The organism is Alienimonas californiensis (genome assembly GCF_007743815.1).
Classification (GTDB): Bacteria; Planctomycetota; Planctomycetia; order Planctomycetales; family Planctomycetaceae; genus Alienimonas; species Alienimonas californiensis.
Map to the genome: position 1 here is coordinate 2,857,793 of NZ_CP036265.1, position 20,900 is coordinate 2,878,692.

General features: G+C 67.1%; 14 protein-coding genes. 4 read left to right on the forward strand and 10 right to left on the reverse strand.

Annotated features, from left to right (window positions below; translation table 11 throughout):
- The first annotated feature begins 66 nt into the window (after positions 1-66).
- Both CA12_RS11335 and CA12_RS11340 read left to right on the forward strand, forming a co-directional pair.
- A complete protein-coding gene (locus tag CA12_RS11335) occupies positions 67-1,152 on the forward strand; it encodes a tyrosine-type recombinase/integrase (RefSeq protein WP_145359056.1) in 1,086 nt (361 codons plus the stop codon).
- 13 nt (positions 1,153-1,165) lie between these two features.
- Entirely contained in the window at positions 1,166-2,161 is a 996-nt protein-coding gene (locus tag CA12_RS11340) for a hypothetical protein (protein WP_145359057.1), read from the forward strand.
- 595 nt (positions 2,162-2,756) lie between these two features.
- On the opposite strand, the gene CA12_RS23250 is transcribed toward CA12_RS11340, so the two are convergent.
- From CA12_RS23250 to CA12_RS11370, 6 genes are all read right to left on the reverse strand, one after another.
- A protein-coding gene (locus CA12_RS23250) for an IS630 family transposase (protein WP_145357049.1) occupies positions 2,757-3,748 on the reverse strand; the annotation gives its coding sequence in 2 pieces (ribosomal slippage) (positions 2,757-3,365 and positions 3,368-3,748; 990 coding nt in all).
- A 3-nt stretch (positions 3,749-3,751) separates the two neighbouring features.
- Positions 3,752-3,925 (reverse strand): helix-turn-helix domain-containing protein, encoded by a 174-nt coding sequence (locus CA12_RS11350; protein WP_165700699.1) that lies wholly within the window; start codon positions 3,923-3,925, stop codon positions 3,752-3,754.
- 143 nt (positions 3,926-4,068) lie between these two features.
- Positions 4,069-4,401: a response regulator gene (locus CA12_RS11355; protein ID WP_242687856.1), complete on the reverse strand. Its 333-nt coding sequence runs from the start codon at positions 4,399-4,401 to the stop codon at positions 4,069-4,071.
- Between the two features lie 44 nt (positions 4,402-4,445).
- A complete protein-coding gene (locus tag CA12_RS11360; protein WP_145359060.1) occupies positions 4,446-8,666 on the reverse strand; it encodes a PAS domain S-box protein in 4,221 nt (1,406 codons plus the stop codon).
- Complete coding sequence (locus tag CA12_RS11365; protein ID WP_242687857.1) at positions 8,666-9,001, reverse strand: response regulator; 336 nt, start codon at positions 8,999-9,001, stop codon at positions 8,666-8,668. The genes CA12_RS11360 and CA12_RS11365 overlap by 1 nt, the downstream gene beginning before the upstream one ends.
- Before the next feature lie 22 nt (positions 9,002-9,023).
- On the reverse strand, positions 9,024-10,949 hold the full coding sequence (locus CA12_RS11370) for an AI-2E family transporter (protein WP_165700700.1): 1,926 nt from the start codon (positions 10,947-10,949) through the stop codon (positions 9,024-9,026).
- 1,578 nt (positions 10,950-12,527) lie between these two features.
- Here CA12_RS11370 and CA12_RS11375 point away from each other — a divergent pair.
- Together CA12_RS11375 and CA12_RS11380 are read left to right on the forward strand one after the other, a co-directional pair.
- Positions 12,528-12,755 carry a hypothetical protein gene (locus CA12_RS11375; RefSeq protein ID WP_145359063.1) on the forward strand — a complete coding sequence of 76 codons (228 nt, stop codon included), beginning with the start codon at positions 12,528-12,530 and terminating at the stop codon, positions 12,753-12,755.
- Positions 12,756-12,825: 70 nt separating this feature from the next.
- On the forward strand, positions 12,826-13,314 hold the full coding sequence (locus CA12_RS11380; protein WP_145359064.1) for a hypothetical protein: 489 nt from the start codon (positions 12,826-12,828) through the stop codon (positions 13,312-13,314).
- Positions 13,315-14,262: 948 nt separating this feature from the next.
- Here CA12_RS11380 and CA12_RS11385 read toward each other — a convergent pair.
- The 4 genes from CA12_RS11385 to CA12_RS11400 form a co-directional block, all read right to left on the reverse strand.
- Positions 14,263-15,663 carry a DUF1501 domain-containing protein gene (locus CA12_RS11385; protein ID WP_145359065.1) on the reverse strand — a complete coding sequence of 467 codons (1,401 nt, stop codon included), beginning with the start codon at positions 15,661-15,663 and terminating at the stop codon, positions 14,263-14,265.
- A gap of 66 nt (positions 15,664-15,729) precedes the next feature.
- Positions 15,730-18,630 (reverse strand): PSD1 and planctomycete cytochrome C domain-containing protein, encoded by a 2,901-nt coding sequence (locus CA12_RS11390; protein ID WP_145359066.1) that lies wholly within the window; start codon positions 18,628-18,630, stop codon positions 15,730-15,732.
- The gene (locus tag CA12_RS11395) at positions 18,620-20,326 is read right to left on the reverse strand and encodes a LamG-like jellyroll fold domain-containing protein (protein ID WP_145359067.1); all 1,707 of its coding nucleotides are present in this window, start codon (positions 20,324-20,326) and stop codon (positions 18,620-18,622) included. The genes CA12_RS11390 and CA12_RS11395 overlap by 11 nt, the downstream gene beginning before the upstream one ends.
- On the reverse strand, positions 20,323-20,868 hold the full coding sequence (locus CA12_RS11400) for a sigma-70 family RNA polymerase sigma factor (RefSeq protein WP_145359068.1): 546 nt from the start codon (positions 20,866-20,868) through the stop codon (positions 20,323-20,325). The genes CA12_RS11395 and CA12_RS11400 overlap by 4 nt, the downstream gene beginning before the upstream one ends.
- Positions 20,869-20,900: the final 32 nt, after the last annotated feature.

Genomic DNA, 20,900 nt, shown 5'->3' on the forward strand with positions numbered 1-20,900 from the left:
ACGCGGCCACGACGGGCGAAGCCCGGGGTAGTGACTACCCCGGACCGCCCCAAACCGGTCCGCACGATGTCCGTCACGCGCAAGCGTCGCACCCCCGCGCTCGTTCACCACAAACCGACCGGTCAGGCCCGGGTCCGCATCGGCGGGCGGGACTTCTACCTCGGCCGGTACGGCTCCCCCGAGGCGGAGGCGGCCTACCACCGCCTGCTCGCCGATTGGCGGGAGACCGGAATCGTTCCCCCGACCGCCAAAGCGGCGAAGGCGTCGCCGGACCCGGACGGCGTGACCGTCACGGAGGTGATCCTCGCGTTCTGGCGCCACGCGGAGGCCTTCTACGTCACCCCGGACGGCGAGCCCGCCGCCGAACAGCACAGCTACAAGTCCGCCCTGAGGATCCTGCGGAAGGTCGCCGGCCCTGACCCGGCGGCCGAGTTCGGTCCGAAACGGCTACTGGCGGTGCAGGCGGCGATGGTCGAGGCCGGCTGGACGCGGAAGTACGTGAACCGCTCGCTGGGCCGAGTCCGGCATGTCTTCAAGTGGGCCGTCTCCCGGGAGATGATCCCGGTGGAGATCTACACGGCGCTGCAGACGGTCGAACCGCTGCGGGCCGGTAAGACCGCCGCCCCCGAAGGCGGCGACCGCCACGCCGTGCCCGCCGAAGACTTCGAGGCCGTGAAGGACGTCATGTGCGAGAAGCACCGCAACGTGCTGGACCTGCTCGTGCTGACCGGCGCCCGTCCTTCGGAGTTGCTCGGCCTGACGACCGCCGGGATCGACCGCACCGGCGAGGTGTGGGTCGCGACGCTCACCCGGCACAAGACGGCCCATAAGGGCAAGAAGCGGTCGCTGGTCTTCGGCCCGAAGTCGCAGTCGACCTTGGAGGGCTACCTGAACCTGGACGAGCCGGACGCCCCGTTGTTCGGCCTCCGCCGCGACACGCTCTCGCAGGCGGTGAAGCGGGCCTGCGAGCAGGCCGACGTGACGCCGTTCACCCCCTACGCCCTGCGGCACACCTGCGGGTTCCGCGCCCGGGCGGAAGTCGGGCTGGACGCGACGCAGCAGTTGCTCGGTCACGCCAACGCCGCCCAAACTGAACACTACGCCCCGCCCGACCTCGCCGCCGCGATCGCCTACGCCCGCGACCGCGGGTGATGGAAGGTTTCGAATGACTTCGACTCTCGCTCGGACCGTCGGCGACGCGAACCCGACGCGGATCTGGCCCGGGACCCTGCCGGTCCTCTACGTGCACGGATCCCACGGTACGGCGAAATCCTCCACCGCCCGCAACGCCGCCCGGGTGACCGATCCTCAAGAGGCCGATCTGCTGGACGAGCCAAAGAAGCCTGAGGATCTGATCGCGTTCTTGCGGGTCTGCCGGGTGGCGATCCTCGACAACTTGGAGGAGCTGCCGAAGAAGCTGTCGAACTTGCTCTGCCGGGGCGCGACGGGAGCGGCGATGGTGCGCCGGAAGCTGTACCCAAACTTCGGGCTGAGCTTCGCCAAGTTCAACAACTCCGTGGCCCTGACCGGAATCGACTCTGTTGTGACCGCTCCTGATCTCTTGGACCGGACCGTGGTGGTGGAGGCGGTGGAAATCGCCAGATTCACTCGCCGGCTGGAGGCGGAGGTGGAGCCGGAGTTTCAGGCAGGCTGGCCCCGCGCACTGGCCGGGCTGATGAACGGCGGGGTGGCCGCCTTGAAGGCCGAGGTGGAGGGGCGCCCCCGGCTGGCTGAACTGCCGCGGCTGGCCGACTTCGCCGTCCACGCCGACGCCGCCGAAGAGGCCCTTGGACTGCCCCGTGGGGCGGCGCTGAAGGCTCTTCGGGCCGCCGTCGAGGACACGGAGGAGGCCGTCCTCAACTCCATGCCGGCGGTGCGGGCGGCGGTCGGCATTTTCTCGGAGAACCTGTCTCGGATCGACGCTGACAATGCCGAACTGCCCCCGGCGAAGAGCCCCCCGCGTACTTGGCGGTCTGAGCCGGACCGCCTCTACAAGTCCGTCTGTGCCCGCGTGAAGTCAAACGAGCGGGGGAAGTTTTGGCCGGAAAGCGCGGAGGTGCTGACAGGGCAGTTTAAGGCCATGCCGCCGCGGCGTCGCCGTGCAGACCAGCGTGAAGAAGGAGGAGAAGCGGTGGATGGTGTTTACCGCCGTGGAGCCTGAGACGACGTGAAACGGGGCGGGATCTGGTGATCCGCGCTTTCGGCGTCTCCGGCGTCGAAGGGGTCTCCCAAGCCGAAAGGGGGCGGTCCTTCGGGACCGGCCCTTTTTGCATGTACGGTGCCTGCAGCTGCTGCATCGGGGCGGAGACGCCGACGACGCCTTACATCAAAAAACTCTCTAGTGATGGCAAGTTCCGGGTTCCCATGAGCATCACGGATGTGCTGCAGGCAGCCCTCGACGGCTAACGGGAACAGCCCTGCATAGTGGCGAAGTCTTGGAGGGGACATCCGCAGACGGTGGACCGATCGGCGGGCGAGCGTCCGCGGCGAGTCGACTCAAAGGCTGTCTTGGGACCGAGGGGATTTGGATGGGGCACACCGCCTCGGCAGCCACCTTGAGTCTCAACCGCTTCGCGGAGCAACTGTACCGGGGACACTCGAAAACCGGGACTGACCCCTGGAGCGTAACGGTTACTAATTGCCACGACACTCGCCCAAAACTCAATGCCGGCACAAAAATCAACTCTCCGAAGGATTGCGGAACCAAGCGGACCCCGGCGGAGCGATGCCCACGACGGCCTTAGAGCAGACCGCGATCAGGCGTAGCGTGTATAGCCGCAGTGGCGGAGATAGTTCCGGCACTCGGACGGCGGGAAGCGGTCGAGCAGTTCGCCGATGCGGCGCCACAGCCCCTCGACCGTCCGCTCGCCCGCGGCCCGGATCAGACGCTTGAGCTTGCTGAACAGCAGTTCGATCGGGTTCAGGTCGGGGCTGTACGGCGGCAGGTACCGCGCCTTCGCACCGACGGCCCGGATCGCCTCCGCCACGCCCGCCACCTTGTGGGCGGCGAGGTTGTCCATCACCACCACGTCGCCGCGGCGCAGAATCGGCGCCAGATGTTGCCGGACCCACGCCAGAAACAGCGGCCCGTCGATCGCCCCGTCGACGACCAACGGGGCGACCGGGCCGTCGGCCCGCAACCCGCATAAAAACGTCGTGGTGCGCCAGTGGCCGTGCGGCACGGACGCCAGCAGCCGGCGTCCCCGCGGCGCCCACCCCCGGGTCGGGGTCATGTTCGTCTTGGCCCACGTCTCGTCCAGAAAGACCAGCCGCCCGGCCCGGAAGCCGCCGCGGGCCCGCCGCCAACGCCTCCGGGCGTCGGCGACGTCGGGGCGGGTTTGCTCGCAGGCGATCAGCGTCTTTTTTTATAGCGGAAACCGAGCCGGCGGAGTTCTCGTCGCAGCGTCTCCGCCGAGCAATTCAGCTTCAGATCGGCCTTCAGCTGCCGCACGGTGCGATCGGTCTCGGCGTTCATCGCGGCGACGATCTCCGCCTCCCGGCCCGCCAGCGCCCGCGTCCGTCCCGGCGCGGTCCGGGCGGCGGGGACCTCGTCCGTGCCGCTCTCCCGCCGCCGCTGGACCAGCCGCCGCACCCAGGCGGGACTGACGGCGAAACGGTCGGCCACGACCCTCGTCGGCTCGCCGGCGTCGCGGGCGGTCAGCACGCGTTCTCTCAGATCCTCCGAATACGCACGCACCGACTCGACTCCGTGAGCGGGATGGACGCCGGCATTTTGCCGTCGCCCCATCCGCTACGCCACACCTGGGTTTGCTCTAAGGGCGACCTTGCCGCGCTCCCGCCGCCCCTGCTTGACCCGCCGCGCCCAGCTCTCGGAGACGCCGAAGAACGCGGCGACCTCCCGCGTGCCTCTCCCCGCGTCGCACTCCCGCAGCGCCTCGGACCGGCGTTCCTTGGAATCGATCACGGCGGCTCCGGCGGGCGGGGACGGGACGCTCGAAAGCGTACGATCCCGCCCGCCCACGCGCTACGGGTAGCCGAAGAGCACCCTGGTCGAGGCCGTCTGGCAGCCGACTTGCGCGCAAACTGCTCGGGTGGCGCATCATTGCTTCACGGCCCGCCAGGGCCGTTGAGTAACGTCTCGATCTGCTGCACGAGCTGCTCCAGATCGACGGGCTTGGTGTGGTAGTCGTCACAGCCGGCGGAGATCGCTTTCTCGCGGTCCCCCGCCATGGCGTGGGCGGTCAGGGCGATGATCCGCGTGTCCCCGATCTCCGAGTCGGCGCGGATTTGTCTGGTGGCCTCCCAGCCGTCCAGTACGGGCAGGCTCATGTCCATCAGAATTAGTTGCGGACGCTCCTTTTTTGCGTCCTCGACGCCCTGCTGACCGTCCGTCGCGATCAGCACTTCGTAACCGCGTCGCCGGAGTCGGCGCGAAAGCATGTCCCAATTCTGTTCGTTATCTTCGACGAGCAGTAATCTCGTAGTCATTGAATCGCCTGCTGCAACGAACCCTTGTTGCTCTCTTCCGAAGTCGCCGTTTGGCCGTGAAATCCTTCCACGATGCGCCGCAGTTCCAACAGCAGGTCCTCGCGGTTCCAAGAGACCTTACTAAAGATCTGTTCGACCTTTCCGCTCAGCTGCGACCGTTCCTCCGACGTTAGGTCCTTGGCCGTCAGCACTACGACAGGAACGTCCTGCATCTGCGGTACGCGGCGTAACTCGTCCAGGAACTCGAAGCCGTCCATCACCGGCATGACGAGGTCCAGCACGATCAACTGCGGAGGAACTCGTTGAATCTGTTCCAGGGCCGCTCGGCCGTTCGCCGCTTCGACGACGCGCGTGTCCAGCTCTTGGAAGACTTTCCGCAAGGTCGCCCGTGTGACTTCGTCGTCATCCACCACAAGCACGTCGTTGACCAGATGCTGAACCCGCAGCTTGCGGAGCACCGCCGACAAGCGTTGGCGGTCGACGGGCTTCGTCAGGTACTCGGCTGCCCCCAGGGCGTAGCCGATCCCCTTCTCGCTGACGATCGTGACCATGATGACGGGGATCTCGGCGAGTTCCTCGTCGGCTTTGAGTGCCGCCAGCGTGGCCCAGCCGTCCATTCGCGGCATCATCACGTCGAGCGTGATGACCGCCGGATTCCAACGCCGCGCCGCGTCGAGTGCCTCGTCGCCGTTGGAGGCTAGTTCGACGCGAAATCCCCGCTGACGGAAGAAGCGAGACAGGAGGTCTCGAGCGTCGGGATCATCGTCGACGATCAGCGCCCGGGGCCCGCCGTCCGGTCCGTGGGAGCTTTGCTCGATCGCCGTTTCGGCGACGGGCGGATGACTTTCGGGCGTCGCGGGCAGGCGTATCGAGAAGACTGAACCGTGGCCGTATTCGCTGGCGACGCTGATGTCACCGCCCATTAGCTGACAGAACCGCTTGGTCAAAGCCAAGCCCAGTCCTGTGCCGCCGAATCGCCGCGTCGTCGATTCGTCAGCCTGACTGAACGGACGGAACAACCGTTCGAGCTGTCGGTCGGTCATCCCGATCCCGGTGTCCGCCACTCGAAATACGATCCAATCTCGGTCGTCCTGCGTCTCTCGCCGGACGTCAAAGCGGATTTCGCCGCCGTCGCTGAACTTCGCCGCATTATTGAGAAGGTTGTACAACGACTGCTTCACCTTCGTGACGTCGGCGTGCATCGAGCCGACGTCGTCCGGGACGTTGAACTCGAGACGGTTCCGGTTCTTCTGCACGAGCGGTTCGACCATGTCGGCGATCTCCTGGATCATGGCGACGATCCCGAACGTCTCGCAATAGACGGTCATCTTTCCCGCTTCGATCTTCGACAGGTCGAGCACGTCGTTAATGAGCGACAGCAAATGTTTACCGGCGGCGCTGATCTTCTGAAGGTCGGGCACAAGTTCCTGGTGGCCCATGTCTTCCGCATCCTCCTGCAGCATCTCGCTGTAGCCGATCACCGCGTTGAGCGGCGTGCGCAGTTCGTGGCTCATATTGGCCAGGAAATGGCTCTTGGCGTGGTTGGCGACTTCGGCGGCTTCCTTGGCAGCCTGCAGATCGCGTTGTACGCGTTTACGTTCCGTGATGTCTGAAAATGCGACCACGGCCCCTTCGACCTTGCCGTCCTCGATAATCGGCGAAGCCACGCAGGCGACGGGGAACGAAGTGCCGTCCTTGCGCCAGAACACCTCGTCATCCACGCGTACGACTCCACCGGTCTGTAACGTATGAGAGATCGGACAGTCGTCGACCGGATAGGGGCTGCCGTCGGAACGGCTGTGATGCATCAGCGCGTGCGACGATTCACCCAGCACATTGCAATCCTCCAGGCCCAAGATGGCAGCGGCCGACGGATTAAGGAACGTCAGGTTCCCGCTCAGGTCGATGCCGTAGATACCTTCCGCCGTAGACTCCAGCAAGAGTTGATTGTAGCGGGCCAACCGCTCCTGCGCCTTCTCGCTCCGCTTCCGCTCGGTAATGTCGTTCTGAAGTCCCACGAAGTGCGTCAGCTTGCCGAACCGATCCCGCACGGGCGAAACCCGCAGTTCGTTCCAGAACGGCGTCCCGTCCTTGCGATAGTTCCGTATGACCACTCGGCACTCCACGCCCGTGCGAACCGATTCTCGCAACTGAGCAACCGCTTGCGGATCGGTCCCTTTGCCTTGCAGGAACCGGCAATTGCTGCCCAGCACCTCGTCCGCGGCGTAGCCGGTCATCTGTTCGAACGGACGGTTGGCGTAGATCAGCGGGCAATCCTTCTGGCGGGCGTCGGCGATGACAATCCCCGTGTGGCTCTGCTCGAGAACGAACTTCAGCAGCAACAGATCTTCGGCCGCCTGCTTGCGTTCCGTGATGTCGATCAAAAGGCCGTCGTAGGACACCGCGCCGGCGGGAAGCGGTTGCGGGCGGGCGGCGCCGTACACCCACCGCACCTGCCCCGACGGCGACAGGATCCGCCCTTCCCAGTTCCACGGCTTCAGTTCGTCGGCCGCTTCCGCCATCGAGCGGTCGAACGAAGGGCGATCGTCGGGATGAATTGCCTCGAGCAATTGTTGCGTCGTGACATGTCGTTCGTCGGAACTCCGTTGCAGCAGTTCGCGACCCCCGTCGCTAATATAGGGGAATACGAAGTGTCCGTCGGCTTGACGAATCGCCTGGAACACCAGCCCCGGGACGTTGGCCGCGATCCTTTGGAATCGTTCCTCGCTGCGCTTCAACGCCGCTTCGGCCAGCTTGCGGTTGGTAATGTTTTCGTGCGAGATCACCGCCCGGGTGGGGCCGTCGCCGGCAAACCGCGTCACGCGAGCGGTGAACCAACGCCGCTCTTGAGGCGCATGACACGGGTACTCGATTTCAAAGCCATCGCGTCGTCCCGAAAGCACGGCGCGAATGCCTGCCGCGACCTCCGCCGCCCCTCCGGATTTGAGCCCCGCCGCGCGATCGCAGACCTCTAGATAATTGGCGTCCACGCCGACGCCGTCCCGATCGGGCGCGTCATTGGCCTGCGCGAAGTTACGCCACGCGCGGTTAACGGCGAGGATGCGCCCCGATTCGTCGATGATCGCGATCTGCGACGCGAGTCCGTCCACCGTTCCCAGCGCGAACCGCTCCATTTCACGCCGCGCTAGCTCGGCCTCTTTCCCCTTGACGAGCTGACCGATCTGCAGGGCAAAGCTGACGAGCTGATCGATCCGCTCCTGGCTTCGCGGCTGTGATTCGCGGCTGAAAAAGGCGATCGTCCCGCGGACCACGTCATCCACGACGACCGGCACTCCGACAGCCGATTGCAAGCCCTCACCTCCCGCGGCCGAGGCGCGCATGAACGTCCGTTCGGCGGACAGTGATTCGATCCAGACCGGCTCCGCCCCCTGCCAGACACGCCCGGGCAAGCCCGCGCCGCAGCGGAACCTGCTGCGGCCGGTTGCCTCGGTAAAGGCCGAATCGGTCTGCGGATATTGGCAGACGCAGAGCATCTCTCCGCTCCCAGGACTCACGGTCCAGAGCTCGCCGAGGTCCCAGTTCAGGCAGCGACAGATGACGTCCAGCATCTGTGCGGCGGCCTCCTCGAGCGACGCCGACTCGGCGAGGATGCGGGTCACGCGATGCTGCGCCTCCAGCTGCTTCATTTGTCGCCGCAACTCGAGTTGAGTCACGACCTGCCTCGCGAGTCTCTGCAACCCCGCGACCTGGTCAGGCCGGAGATCACGCGGCTGGCGATCGATCGCGCATAACGTGCCGAGCGCGAAGCCGTCGGATGTAATGAGCGGCGCTCCGGCGTAAAAGCGAATACGCGGCTCGCCCGTCACGAGCGGGTTGCCGGCGAAACGCGGGTCCTGACGCGCGTCGGGTACGACAAAGACTTCCCTGTTAAGTATCGCGTGAGTGCAGAACGCGATTTCCCGCGGCGTCTGGTCGGCTTCAATTCCGACCTTTGACTTAAACCACTGACGATTCGCGTCAACCAGGCTGATCAGGGCGATCGGCGTTCCGCAAAGCTGCGAAGCCAGCGCCGTTAAGTCGTCGAAGTCCTGCTCAGGCAGCGTGTCCAGGATCTGATAGCGGCGCAGCGCGGCAATCCGCTCGGATTCGTTCTCCGGTAGTGGGACCGTCGAGGACAGTCGGCAGCCGGTCTCCGGCTGCTCGACCTTATCGGGCGATTGCGGTTTGTCCGATCTTGACCGCTTCGAAGACGCCATCACGAGTCCCTTCGGATCGACTTCAGGATCGATTCGATTTGTACGAGCAACCGCGGCATTTCAACCGGCTTCGTGTGGTACTCCGCGCAGCCGGCCTCGATCAGCCGCTCGCGGTTGCCCGGGATCTCGTGAGCGGTCAGGACGACGATCGGCAAATGCTGTGTGTCCGGCGATTCCTTCAACAGCCGCGTCGCCTCCCAACCGTCCAGGTCCGGCATGTTGAGGTCCATCAGGATCAGGTCGGGGGTCTCGGTGCGAGCCATCGCCACGCCTTCGGACCCGTTCGTCGCCAGGACCACGTCGAACCCACGCCGTCGCAGTCGGCGCGAAAGCATATCGCGGTTATCCTCGTTGTCCTCAATAATTAGAATGCGAGGCATGAACCTGGCTCCTTTCCGGGCGGTGGAGATTTGCGGACGGGGTCGATTCGATCATTCCCGAGATCTGCTTCTGGGTCTGTCCGATGGATGTGGTCACAAAGCTCGCCCCGCGCGAGCGCAGTTTTACGAGCACGTCGTCGAAACGGCTCTTTTTTCCCCAGTACCCGACGATGATCGGCAGCTCCGGGAACGTCTTCCGCAAGCGACGACAGAGATAACTGGCTTGCAGGAAGCCGCTGGGAGGAATCACCGCCACGAAAACCGCATCGGGCTTTCGCTGACGGATCACCTCGACGATTTCTCCCGGGAGCGTCCGGGTGGTCAGGGCGTGCACGTGATGACCAGTCGGGCCGATCGCGGCCGCGAGCATTTCAATTGCCAACTCCTCGACTTCGTGATGCGAAGGACAGGCCACAATGTCAAAGCGGGGTTGCCGGGACTGCGACGACGCCGCGTTGTCGGATGTCGGTGGGACTGTCGCTGCTACGGAGTCGCCACCGTCCGCCGAACTGAGGGGCCGCCCCCAGGCGGCCACGGCCCCCAGACGCTGGAGCAATCCGCCATGATTGCCGGGCTGCGGCCGCCCCAACTCGCCGACGATGAAACGGGTCGATTGTAAGATGTACGCTTCGTCCTCGGCCGAAATCCGCTCCTGAGTGCGGTCCCTCCGCGTTTGCAACAGCGCCGGCAGCAACACCGAATCGCAGACGTGGGCCGGCTCCCGCGACGTACGCAGAGCCGTCTGGGCCAGATCCCCGGCCTCTTGCTGATCGCGGGCGAGTAGGCGTTGGTAGTAACTCGCATGAGGCGGCAAGACTTGTTCGTCTCCCAGTAGATCCAGAAAAAATCGAAATTGGGGAACGTGCTGACCCAAGACTACGAGGCAGACCGTCAACGGGGTGGCTATCAGCAGCCCGACCGGCCCCCAAAGCAGCGTCCAGAACCCTGCCGCGATGATCAAGCCGACGGCCGAGATGCCGACGCTCTGGCCAAACAGAACCGGCTCCATCACCATGTTGCTGAAAAGTTCGAGTCCGACGATGAACGCAATCACCAAGAACGGCTCTGACCAGCCATCGAAGGCGACCAAACTCATCCCGATGGGAAAGATTGCCCCCAAAAACGGGCCGACGTAAGGCACATAGCGCAGGAGCGCGGCCAACAGAGCCCACAACAACGGGTATGGGACGCCCACCAAGAGCAGCACGACGCCGAGCGCAAAGCCGTAGCTCGCGTTGATGATAAGCTGCATCAAAAGATATCGACCGATCCGCCGTCCCGCAGCGTCAAAGGCGCGGGTCGTGGCGGAGAGATGATTCCGCCCAAACAAGCTGATGATGCGGTTGCGCAGATCCTCACGGCTGATGAGGATGAAGATGACGAGTGCGATCGCCAGCGCCATCGTCCCCAACGGGCCCAAGAGCGGGCTGACCGCGGCAACGAGACTGCTGAACTGCGATTCCGGCTCGGCCTGAACCAAGATTGCACGATCGCCTGAGGCGTCAGCGTCCGGCCCCTCGAGGTTTGAGCCGACGCGGTCAAGCACGGCCTCCAGGTCGGCCATGACTCCGCCGCTCATGAACCGTCGCAGATCGGCGACCTTGCCTTCAAGATTGCTCATATACGCCTGATCTGTCCGCAACTCCCGGGCCAGCGTCTGAAACTCGTTTCCCACACTCACGCCGACGCCCGTCAGCGCAGCGGAGATCAGCACGACCACCGTGACGACCGCAGGGATTCGCGGAACTCGCGCTCGCTCGACGAGCCTCACGAGCGGGTGCAGCAGGAACGCGAGGATAATGCCCAGGGCGAGCGGAACGAAGATCACCTGTGCGAGGTACAGCATCAGGACGGCGATCGACGCGAGGATCGCGATCGCTAACGGCGGGAGCCAGAGAGACACCGGGTCGAGGCTTCGATTCGTCATTGCCAGTCAGCAATTGCGCGGGACAGTTTGGCTTCTCCGCAATGACGGATCATCGCCCTCAGGAGTCGAACTACGGCTTTGATCTTCGGCGGCGCCTGACAGGCTGCCGTCAACTACCAACAGCGATCTGAAACCGTCTAACGCCGCAGGAAGATCTGTATTGGAATGCCGTCTGGCGGAGAGGCTCGGGCGATGGCGGACGACGATCCGGGCTAATCGAAGGCAGGGAGGCTGGCAAATGCCGTAGATTCGGACCGGCTCTTGGCACTGGTTCAGATCGAGACCGTTTAGCAGACATCCCTTATAGGCAGACAGTCGGCGCACCTCATCCCCGAGCGTCAAGTTCCCGGAGGCCGCGCGTGAAGATCTCGCCGGGTGAAAACCAGCCTGATGGCTTGCGGAAGATCTCGATGCCGTGCGGCCGCGAAATGTGTGATTCGATCGCGGAAACGCTTCTCCAACAAGCCGCGACTGTCCAGTAAGCTTTCTAAACTGCTCTAGGTTCTCCCTGGGAATTGGCCTCAGCCTCTTGAGGGCTGGGCGATTAAGCGCCAACGTTCCGCCTCGTTATCGCTGCGGAACGTGCGCGGGCTGCAATAGTTGCGGGCATTGGCATGTGTATTGACATGATGGCGGTGCTTGAGAGAGCTCCGCTATCTAGCGGGTCGCGGCAGCAATGAGCGACGAGAAGTATCTTACTGAGAATGAGTCGATCAGTCCTAACGGCATCAAGAAGACTATACCTATACGCTGCCGACTCGGAGGCAGGGGCCGTGCTGAGCGGTCTGCGACACCACTGATAAAATTTCACCAACCGGATCACCGCATGGAGGATTCTCGGAGAGAGTCGTGGTGGCAATGTGAGAGCGGACGCGATACAGATCGCTTGACGATTGACGTCTTTGCTGAGACTCGTTCAGCATTCATCGTGCCGATGTCACATCCGCTCAGAGAGACGGCAGACCGCCGGGGTATCTGCGAAATCGGCGGCAACGGGTGACAGCTGGTCGCTCAAGGTGGTCGCTCCCCGGTCAGGCGTGGCTACGAACTGGCAAAGGCTAGCAGTTCGTCGCGCCACGGGCGAGCGCCCGCGGCGTAACGATCGTGAGCAGATCCCTGACGTCAAACCATCCCGGCCGCCGAGAGCCCGCAGGCACGGGGCGTTGGGCGAGACACCGCTTCGACCGTTACTGCGAATGAGCTTGCCTTTGCCTGATCACAGATACCGCGGCCTGGCGCCGGATTTTCGTTCAATCGCGATGAGAGCGGGGACAGGGGTCAGGGCGTGCGGGGCGGGAACGAGGCCGTAAGCTGAGTGGACGCCTCGTACGCCCGCGCGAACGCCGCGGGGCCATTTCCTCGGCAAGGTTCGCGGCCGCACTGTTTAGTACTCACGCTTTCAACCGCTCGTCAAAGCCTGAGCCTCCCGCAGATTGCCGACGCCCGAGAAGTTACCGACGAAGGCGTAGGCGCGACGTTCGTCCGTCCCCACGGCAGCCGGAGTCGGCGGTCTGCGACCCAGCCGGTGCCGGCTGGCCGAGGGCACGTCTCCGAGTGGAAGCGACGCTGAGGGGCGGCGTGGCGGACCGGGACGCGAACGCCGAGATCGAAGCCGGCTGCCGCATTGCCGGCGACGACCTCCACACGGCACTGGAACTGTTGCTTCGCCAAGACGTGCGGACGATGGCGGACCCGCACATCCTGAACAGGGGCGGCCGCGGCGGCGTTAGCCCGTCTGACTTTGCACTTTCCGAATCCGCCCCAGCGCAGGAAAATGCGTGAGCGTGATCTTGCCGAGTGTCGGAGAAACACCGGTTCGGCCTTAAAGGCGACAGAGTCGCAAATATGTCTCGTGGATGAACTTCGCCCCGTCCTCGCCGCAGTCGGTTCGCTTTTCCACGTGACGCCGGCGGGTCGTGCGGCACAGATCTCAGAGCGAGGGTTCGACCCAGCCGAAGCACCCCGGATTAACGGTGGCCTTTACTCCATCGGCCCCTTCGCTGGCAGGGGGTTCAACTGCTTCGTCACCAAACCGCGACTGCACGGCGTCTTCCAGATGTTCGATGACGGCCTGGGCGGTGGGCTTGGGGACAGGGTCATCCTTTGCGTTCCGGCCCGTGTTGTCGCTGAGCGGACATTCGACCTCGACCGCACCCAAGAGACCACCGGCGAGGCACTCCGCGGGATCGAGGTTCCCGGTCCGGCGTTGTGCTGCAGGCTGCTTGCAGACGTGAGCTACGTCGTCTGCTTCGCCCCCATCCCGCCGCAGCACGTCTCGGTGGTCGGTCCTGCGGAGGAGTATCGCGCCGAAATATGCGCTGCAGCAGACAGGGGGGCATGACGGCTTTGTGCTACCACAATCGCATTGGTCCCCGCCGCTGCTGAATTGAGTCGCTTGTTTATTGTGAAGCGTTATGGACGGCCCGGGAACCTCCGGCCCCCTCAGGAATCTGTCCGCGGCTCCCGGCGCCGCCAATGAATAAGGATGTCGTACAACCGGCCGTGTGGTAAAGTAAAAACTCCGCCCCGCCCGACCCCCCGGGCGGGACAGAGGTCGCCGTTCTACCTCGGGAGTGCAGATCGGTTCTCGACGCGGCCTTTCAGCCCGTCGCTCGCTTCGCTCGCCTGCCGGCGGCTCAGCTCCTCAGCGGTGGTCAAACCAAACCGCCGCCGCAACTCTTTCGTGAGTTCAACCCCTGCTTGGCGTGAGAAGGCGTGCAGCGCCCGAACCTGCTTCTCCGTGCAGGGGAGCGAGCCGCGACCATTGGTCGTGGTGCCGTTGGTCGAGGAACCGTTGGCAGTCGAGCCGTTGCCGGCGTGGGCGGCGCTCGCTGTCCCGTCGCGGGCGGCAGCCGGAGTGTCGAAGAGGCCCGCGGGGCGGCCGGCCCTGCGGCGGTGATTCCCATATTGTCGTGGTCGGCGCGATTGCGATCGGGGCGGGGATCGTGTTTCAGAGGAGGAACTTCAGCGATCTCGTCGGCTGGCGCTCCGAGTGGATGCCGGGGCCGACCTGCCGGCGCCGGTTTGCTTCCTCACCTGGCAGGGCATGACGCAGCAGGGGGCGATCGTCGGGGGGGCCGGTTGGGATGCTCGGTTCACTGGTGTGAATCCGGCTTTCCGGCAACGCCTTCGAGGAGGTCCTCGGCTTGAATCCCCGCACCACCCTCATGCCGGTCACGCGGCCGGGGATTGTGACCATCCTGCCGGGCTTCTTGACGCGGATCGCAGCGCGGCCGGCCTCGCCCGTTTCTCCGCGAGGTGTCGCGACCGTCCCGACCGAGAGCCGGGTTCAGGCCAGCAGATCCCGAATCACCTCGCCGCCGAACTGGCTGAGTTGCTTGTGGCGGCCGGCGTGGAAGTAGGTCAGGCGGTTGTCGTCCAATCCCAACAGGTGCAGCAGGGTGACGTGCAGGTCGCGGATCGGGTGGACGCACTCGACGGCCTCGGCGCCGAACTCGTCGGTCGCCCCGACCACGCCCGGCCGCACGCCGCCGCCGGCCAGCAGCATGGTCATCGCCTTGTTGTTGTGGCCGCGGCCGAGGGAGTAGACGCCGCCGCGGCGGTTGTTGTCGGGGGTGCGGCCGAACTCGCCGGTCCAGACGACCAGCGTGTCCTCCAACAGGCCCCGCCGCTTCAGATCGTGGATCAGCCCGGCGAACGGCTTGTCCACGCTGGCGATGCGGGAGCCGTGGCCGCGTTCGAGATAGTCGTGGCTGTCCCAGCCGCCGCTGAAGACCTGCACGAACCGCACGCCCCGCTCGATCAACCGGCGGGCCGTCAGGCACTGCCGGCCGAAGGTTTCCGTCTCCTTGCGGTCCAGGCCGTAGAGGGCGTGAGTCTCGGCGGTCTCGGCGGCGAGGTCGACGGCCTCCGGCACGTCGGACTGCATGCGGAAGGCCAGTTCGTAGCCGGCGGTGCGGGCGGCGAGGCGGGGGTCTTCGCCGGCGGCGGGGTGTCCGGCGTTCAGGGCGGCCAATTCGTCCAGCATCCGCCGCTGGTGCGCCCGGCTGCGGTGCGGCGGGGCGTCGAGGTCCAGGATCGGCGAGCCGACCGGCCGCAGCCGTGTGCCGCGGTACTCCGGCGGCAGAAAGCCGTTCGACCAGTTTCCGGCCCCGCCCTGGGGGGCGGCCAGCTCCGTCATCACCACGTAGCTCGGCAGGTTCTCGTTCAGGCTGCCCAGCCCGTAGTTCGCCCACGCGCCGACCGCGGGGTCGGCGCCCAGCCGGCTGCCGGTGTTCATGTGGAACAGCGCCTCCGGGTGGTTCAGCGACTCCGCCTGCAAACCGCGGTAGTTGCACAGTTCGTTCGCCACGTCCGGGGCGGCGAGGTGTTCCCAGCGGTCGCTCATCCACAGGCCGTTGTCGCCGGCCTGACGAAAGCCGAACGGGCTGCCGACGTAGAACCGCTCCCCGGTCTCCAGGCCGTCGGTGCGGGTCGATTCCTTCTTGTGCAGCCGGTTCAGCGTCGGCTTGGGGTCGAAGGTGTCGGCCTGGCTCGGCCCGCCCTCCATGAACAGCATGATCACCCGCTTGGCCTTCGCCGGGTGCATCGGCTGCGGGGCGGCTTCCACGGCGTCGGCCGCGGCGCCCTCACGGGACAGCAGGTCCGTGAGGGCCACCGCCCCCAGCGAGGCCCCCAGCCCGCACAGGGTCTGGCGACGGGTGAGCAATCCGAGGTCGGGACGGGGCATCGCGGGGGGCCTAGACGGGGTGAGCTGCGGTGCGGACGAAAACGGACAAACGGGGCGGAACGCGGCCTATTCGACGTAGGCGAACTCGTTGCTGTTGAACAGCAACAGGCAGACGTCGGCGAGGGCCCGCTGGGCGGGGGGCAGGTCCGCCGGCTTCACGCCGGGGTCGTAGGCGGCGAACGTGGGCAGGATTTCCTCGTACTCGAACGGCTCCCCGGAGAACTCCTCCACCAGCGACCGCATGATGCGGGTCGGATAGGTCGGCGGCTGCGGGGCGGCGTGCGCGTGCTCCTCCGCGGCGGCGGCGAGGAAGTCGACCAGCCGTTCCCGCTCGACCGCGGTCGCCGGCCGGCCCAGCGCCAGCTCGAACGCCCGGTCCACCGCGTCGGGCCCGCGAACGTCCTCCTCCGCAATGCGGGCGGCCATCGCGGCGGCCCGGTCGTTCACCGCGTCGCCGTTCAGCAGGGTGAACGCCTGCGGCACAGTGGCGGCGGTCTCCCGCAGTTCGCAGGAGTCGTTCGGGCCGGGTTGGCCGAAGGTTTCCAACAGCGGGTCCGCCTGACCGCGGACGAGATAGGCGTAGACCGTGCGGCGGTTGCGGATTTCCGGCTCCGGCGAGGGCTGGTAGGCCGGGGCGAGGGAAAACTGCAACATCCGCGGCTGGAGGGCGACCTCCATATTCATCTCCGGCCGGACCGGCAGCCCGCCGGTGGTCGGCGCCAACTCCCCGGAGGCGGCCAGCATCGCGTCCCGCAGTTCCTCGGCGGAAAGCCGACGCCGGGGGAACGCGGCGAGCAGTCGGCCGTCGGGGTCGGCCGTTGCGATCGAATCCGGGTCCGCGTGCCGGGCGCTGCGGCGATAGGCCTCGGACAGCATCAACCCCCGGTGCAGCCGTTTGAGCTGCCAACCGCCGGCGACGAAGTCCGCCGCCAGTCGGTCCAGCAGTTCCGGGTGCGAGGGCTTGCCGCCCTTCACGCCGAAATTATTTCCGTTCTCCGCCAGCGGCATCCCGAAGTGCCAGCCCCACAAGCGGTTCACGAAGGACCGGGCGGTGATCGGGTTCCGCGGGTCGGCGATCCAGCGGGCCAGCGCCAGCCGTCGGCCGTCGACGCTCTCGGGCAGGAGATAATCGTCCGTCCCCGGCACCGGCAGCCCCGTGGCGCTGAGCACCCCCGGCTTCACCGGCTCGCCGGGGGCGTCCAACGCCCCGCCTTCGAAGATAAAGCACTCCGGCGGTTCGGTCCCGGCCGACTTGGCGTCGATCCGCAGCTTGCGGGCCCCGTTCCACGCCAGTCTCGCGGCGCCGGCGTTATAGACGCTCTGGGCCATCGGCTCGAAGCGTTCCAGCCGCCGGGTCCAGATCCAGACGTCCTGCTCGCGGACTTTCAGTTCGCCCTGCTCCGCGGTCGTCAAACCCACGTGGCGGGGGGGCTTTTCTTCGTCCCGCAGGGATTGGCGGGCGTCCGGGTCCAGGTAGGGCAGGCCCCGTTCGTCGAACCAGGCGCGGGCGGCGGCTTCCTGCTTGTCCATGATCGCGTCCCGCCGCTCCGTGGCGAAGGCGAGCATTTCCTCGACGTGAGCCCGCTCCTCGTCGAACCGTTCCCGGTTCTCCTCCGGCAGGAAGGGGACCGGCCGCTCGGCCTGGTGCGTCGTGCTGAAGGCGGAGTAGAGGCGGTAATAATCGCGGGTGGGCAGCGGATCGAACTTATGATCGTGGCACTTCGCGCACCGCATGGTCGTGGATAGAAACGCCTGCCCGGTCACGTTCACCACGTCGTCCAGATAAATCTGCCGGGCCTCCTCGTTTTTAATCATCGCGTTGTCCCACGGGCCGAGCCGCAGGAACCCGCTGGCGACGATCTGCTCCGCCTCCCCCGGCGTGTAGTCGCCGGACAGTCGGGCCTTTTGAACGGCCTCTTCGTCGCCGGTGCGTTCGAGCACGGAGGCGTCGGCCAGCTCGTCGCCGGCGAGCTGTTCGAGGACGAATTCGTCGTACGGTTTGTCGTGATTGAACGCCCGGATGACGTAGTCGCGGTAGCGCCACATATTGGAACGCTCGAAGTCGTTGCTCATCCCGCCGGTGTCGGCGTAGCGGGCGACGTCCAGCCAGTGCCGGGCCCACCGCTCGCCGTAGGCCGGGGAGGCCAGCAGCCGGTCGATCAGCCGCTCCCACGCCCCGTCGGGATCGGTCTCGTGATCGGCGAGGAAGGCGTCGGACTGCTCCGGGGTGGGGGGCAGGCCGGTCAGGTCGAAGCTCGCCCGCCGCAGCAGGTCCCGCGGGTTCGCCCGGCCGGCCGGTTCGAGGCCCGCCTCGGTCAGCTTCGCCCCGACTCGTTCGTCGACGAATGCGGCGAGGGCACCGGCCGACAGCGGCTCGTTCGCCTCCGGCAAGGGCTGAAGGTGCCAGAGGTCCGCCGGGGCGTAGCGGCGGCCGGTCCAGGCTTCGGATTGCCCGCCGCTGGTGGCGACCAGTCGCCCGTCGGCCGTTTCGACCGCCTCGCGGTCCCGCTCCCGAATCCGTTCCCGCGTCGCCTCGTCCGGCCAGACGGCCCCGTCGGCGATCCACCGGCGCACGGCGGCGACCTCCTTCTCGGAGAGCCGGTCGGCCTCCTTCGGGGGCATCTCGTAAGTGGCCCACGTGATCGCGTCCATCAGCGTGCCCCCCGCGGGGTCGCCGGGGACGATCGCCGCGGAGCCGCTCTCCCCGCCGGTCAGCAGGGCCTTTAAAGAGTCCGTTCGCAGCGCCCCGCCGGGCTCGTCGGCGCCGGCGCCGTGGCAGCCGCCGCAGCGGGTCTCCAACAGCGGGAGGACCGTCAGGGTGAAGTGCGTTTCGGCGTCGGGCTCCGCCGGCCACGCCGCGGCCCCGTCGCCCTCGGCCGCCGCGGCGGAGCCGGGCGTGAGGGCGAGGCCGCAGGCGCCTGCCAGGACCAACGCAATCGGCAGTCGGCAGGCGGCGTCAGTTCGCATCGGGCGTTCCCTGAGAGAAGAGGGTGCGGATCTCGGCCGCGGAGAGCGGGGCGGCGAAGGCCGCCGTCTCGCCGATCCGGCCGTTGAAGTTGCGGACGGTGAACTCCGGGTCCGTGCTGTAGACCGGCTCCGTCCAGTTGCCGATCGTCGCCCGGCCGATCTGCACGCGGGTCGCCGCGTCGCGGACCGCCGGGGCGAGGGCGTGCCGGCTGACCGGTTCCCCGTCGACGTAGTGCCGGACCTCCCCGGCGACCGGATCGAGGGCGACGGCCAGCATCACCCAGCGGCCGCTGCGGGCCGGCGTCCAGACCGGCGGGGAGAGGAACTTGGTCTGGGCCCGTTTCTGCGCCTTCGCAGCGTCCTCCGGCAGTTTGAGCGAGAAAAACAGCCGCCCGTCGCGAAGCAGTTGCCAGTGCGGCGAGCGCGCCCGGTGCCCGTCGGAGAGCAGCAGGGAGTTGTAATCGCGGTCGAGGCTGCCGATCCGGACCCAGCAGAGCAGCGTGAGCCCCGCGCTCTCGCCCTCCACGGCGATCCGCACCCGGCTGCCGGGCCTGCTGACGTCCAGCGCCCCGCCGGCCCGTTCCCAGCGGTCCGGGGCCGGTTCGGCGGCGACCACCGTGCCGGCCGAGGCGGTCACGGTGCGGTCCGTCTGGTTCGCGGCGAGGTTCGGCACGACGCCGTCCTCCGCCGCGGCGGGGGCGTACCAGGCGATCAGGCGGGGGTCCGCCAGCCAGTCGGCCCGGGCGCTCTGCCACGCGGCCAACCGGTCGCGGCGGGCTTCCTCCAGGCGGCGGCGGGCGTCGTCCAGCGGGGCCGCCGACAGGCTCGCGGCGTCGCCGGGGCGAACGGCGTCGGCGGACCACCGCCACACGCCGCCCGGTTCGATTCGCTTCGCCCCGCCGGACGCGTCCTGCCGGGACGGCGACAGCGTGACCGCCCCGTCCAGGACCCGTACGCGGACTTCGTCCTGGGCGTTACCGGTTCCGGCGTCGACGGCGAACTCCGTGCCCAGGTCGACCAGTTCCCCGGCGGCGGTGCGGAGGCGAAAGCCCACGGCCGGCTCCGGCACGCGGGCCTGCACCCGGCCGGAGGCGACCGTCACCCGCATCGCGGAGTCTACCGTGAACGCCGCCGGCCCCCGCACCAGCAACCGCACCCCGCTGAACAACTCGAGGTGGGCGGAACCGGCTTCCAACCGCAGCGGCCCCCCGGGCACCAGTTCCCCGGTGCGAAGGCCGACGCCGCCCCACTCGGTGTCTTCCTGCCCGCTGACCACGCCGAAGCCGGACGCCGTTTCCTCGTCCGGCTCTGCTCCCGTCTCCGCGAGCGCCCCGCCGGCCGGCGGGGCGGCGGCCCCGTCCCAGTCCGGAAGAAACAAAGCCGCCGCCAGCAGGCCGGCCGCCGTCGCCAGCAACGCCGCGGCGACCCACCGACGCGACCGAATCCCGGCCCGGGGGGCCGCGGCGGGAGAGACCGGCGTCGGGGGCGGAGTTCCTCCGGTCGGTCCGACCGTTTCTTCCAGCAGCGATTCCAGCGTGAGCCGGCGGTAGAGGCGCTGGCGGAACGCCGGGTCGACGGACAGTTCCGCCTCCAAGGCGAGGAGGTCCGCCTCGTTCAACGTGCCGTCGACGAACCCTTCGAGCAGCAGGGCCCGGTCCGGCCCGGCGTTCGGCGTTTGTTGGGCAGGGTCGTTCATCGTTCGCCCCCCGCCACGCCGGCCAACCGCCGCTCGACGCACTCCGCCAACGCCGCCCGCACGCGGTGCAGCGTGACCCGCAGGCCGCCGAGGCTCCGCTTCGCCCGTTCGGCGTATTCGGCGAGGGTCTCGTCTGCCCCGTAGCGGGCGGCGAGCAGGTCCCGCTTCTCGGTGGGCAGGGCGCCGAGGCAGGCCCGCAGGGCCTCGGCCCGGTCGTCCACGCGGGGTTCGAAAGTCGCCAGTTCGTCCGCGACCGTGGCCTCCAGGTCGTCCGTGAACCGCAGCCGCTCCCGGGCCTCCCGTTTGCGGGCGGTGAGGACCTCGTATTTCAGGAGCGTCATCGCCCACGCTTTGAAGTCAGTGCCCGCCTGAAAATCGGTGCGGCGCTCCCACAGCTTGGCGTTGGCCTGCTGGAAGACGTCGGCGGCGGCGGGGTGGCCCGGCATCAACACGCGGAGATAGGACCTCAGGGACACTTGGCTATCGGTGAGGAGGCGCACGAACTCGCCGTCGTCGAGCGGTCGGGCGGCGGCGTCGGTCATGGCGGGGCTCCCACAGAGGGAAAGGCGGTGGG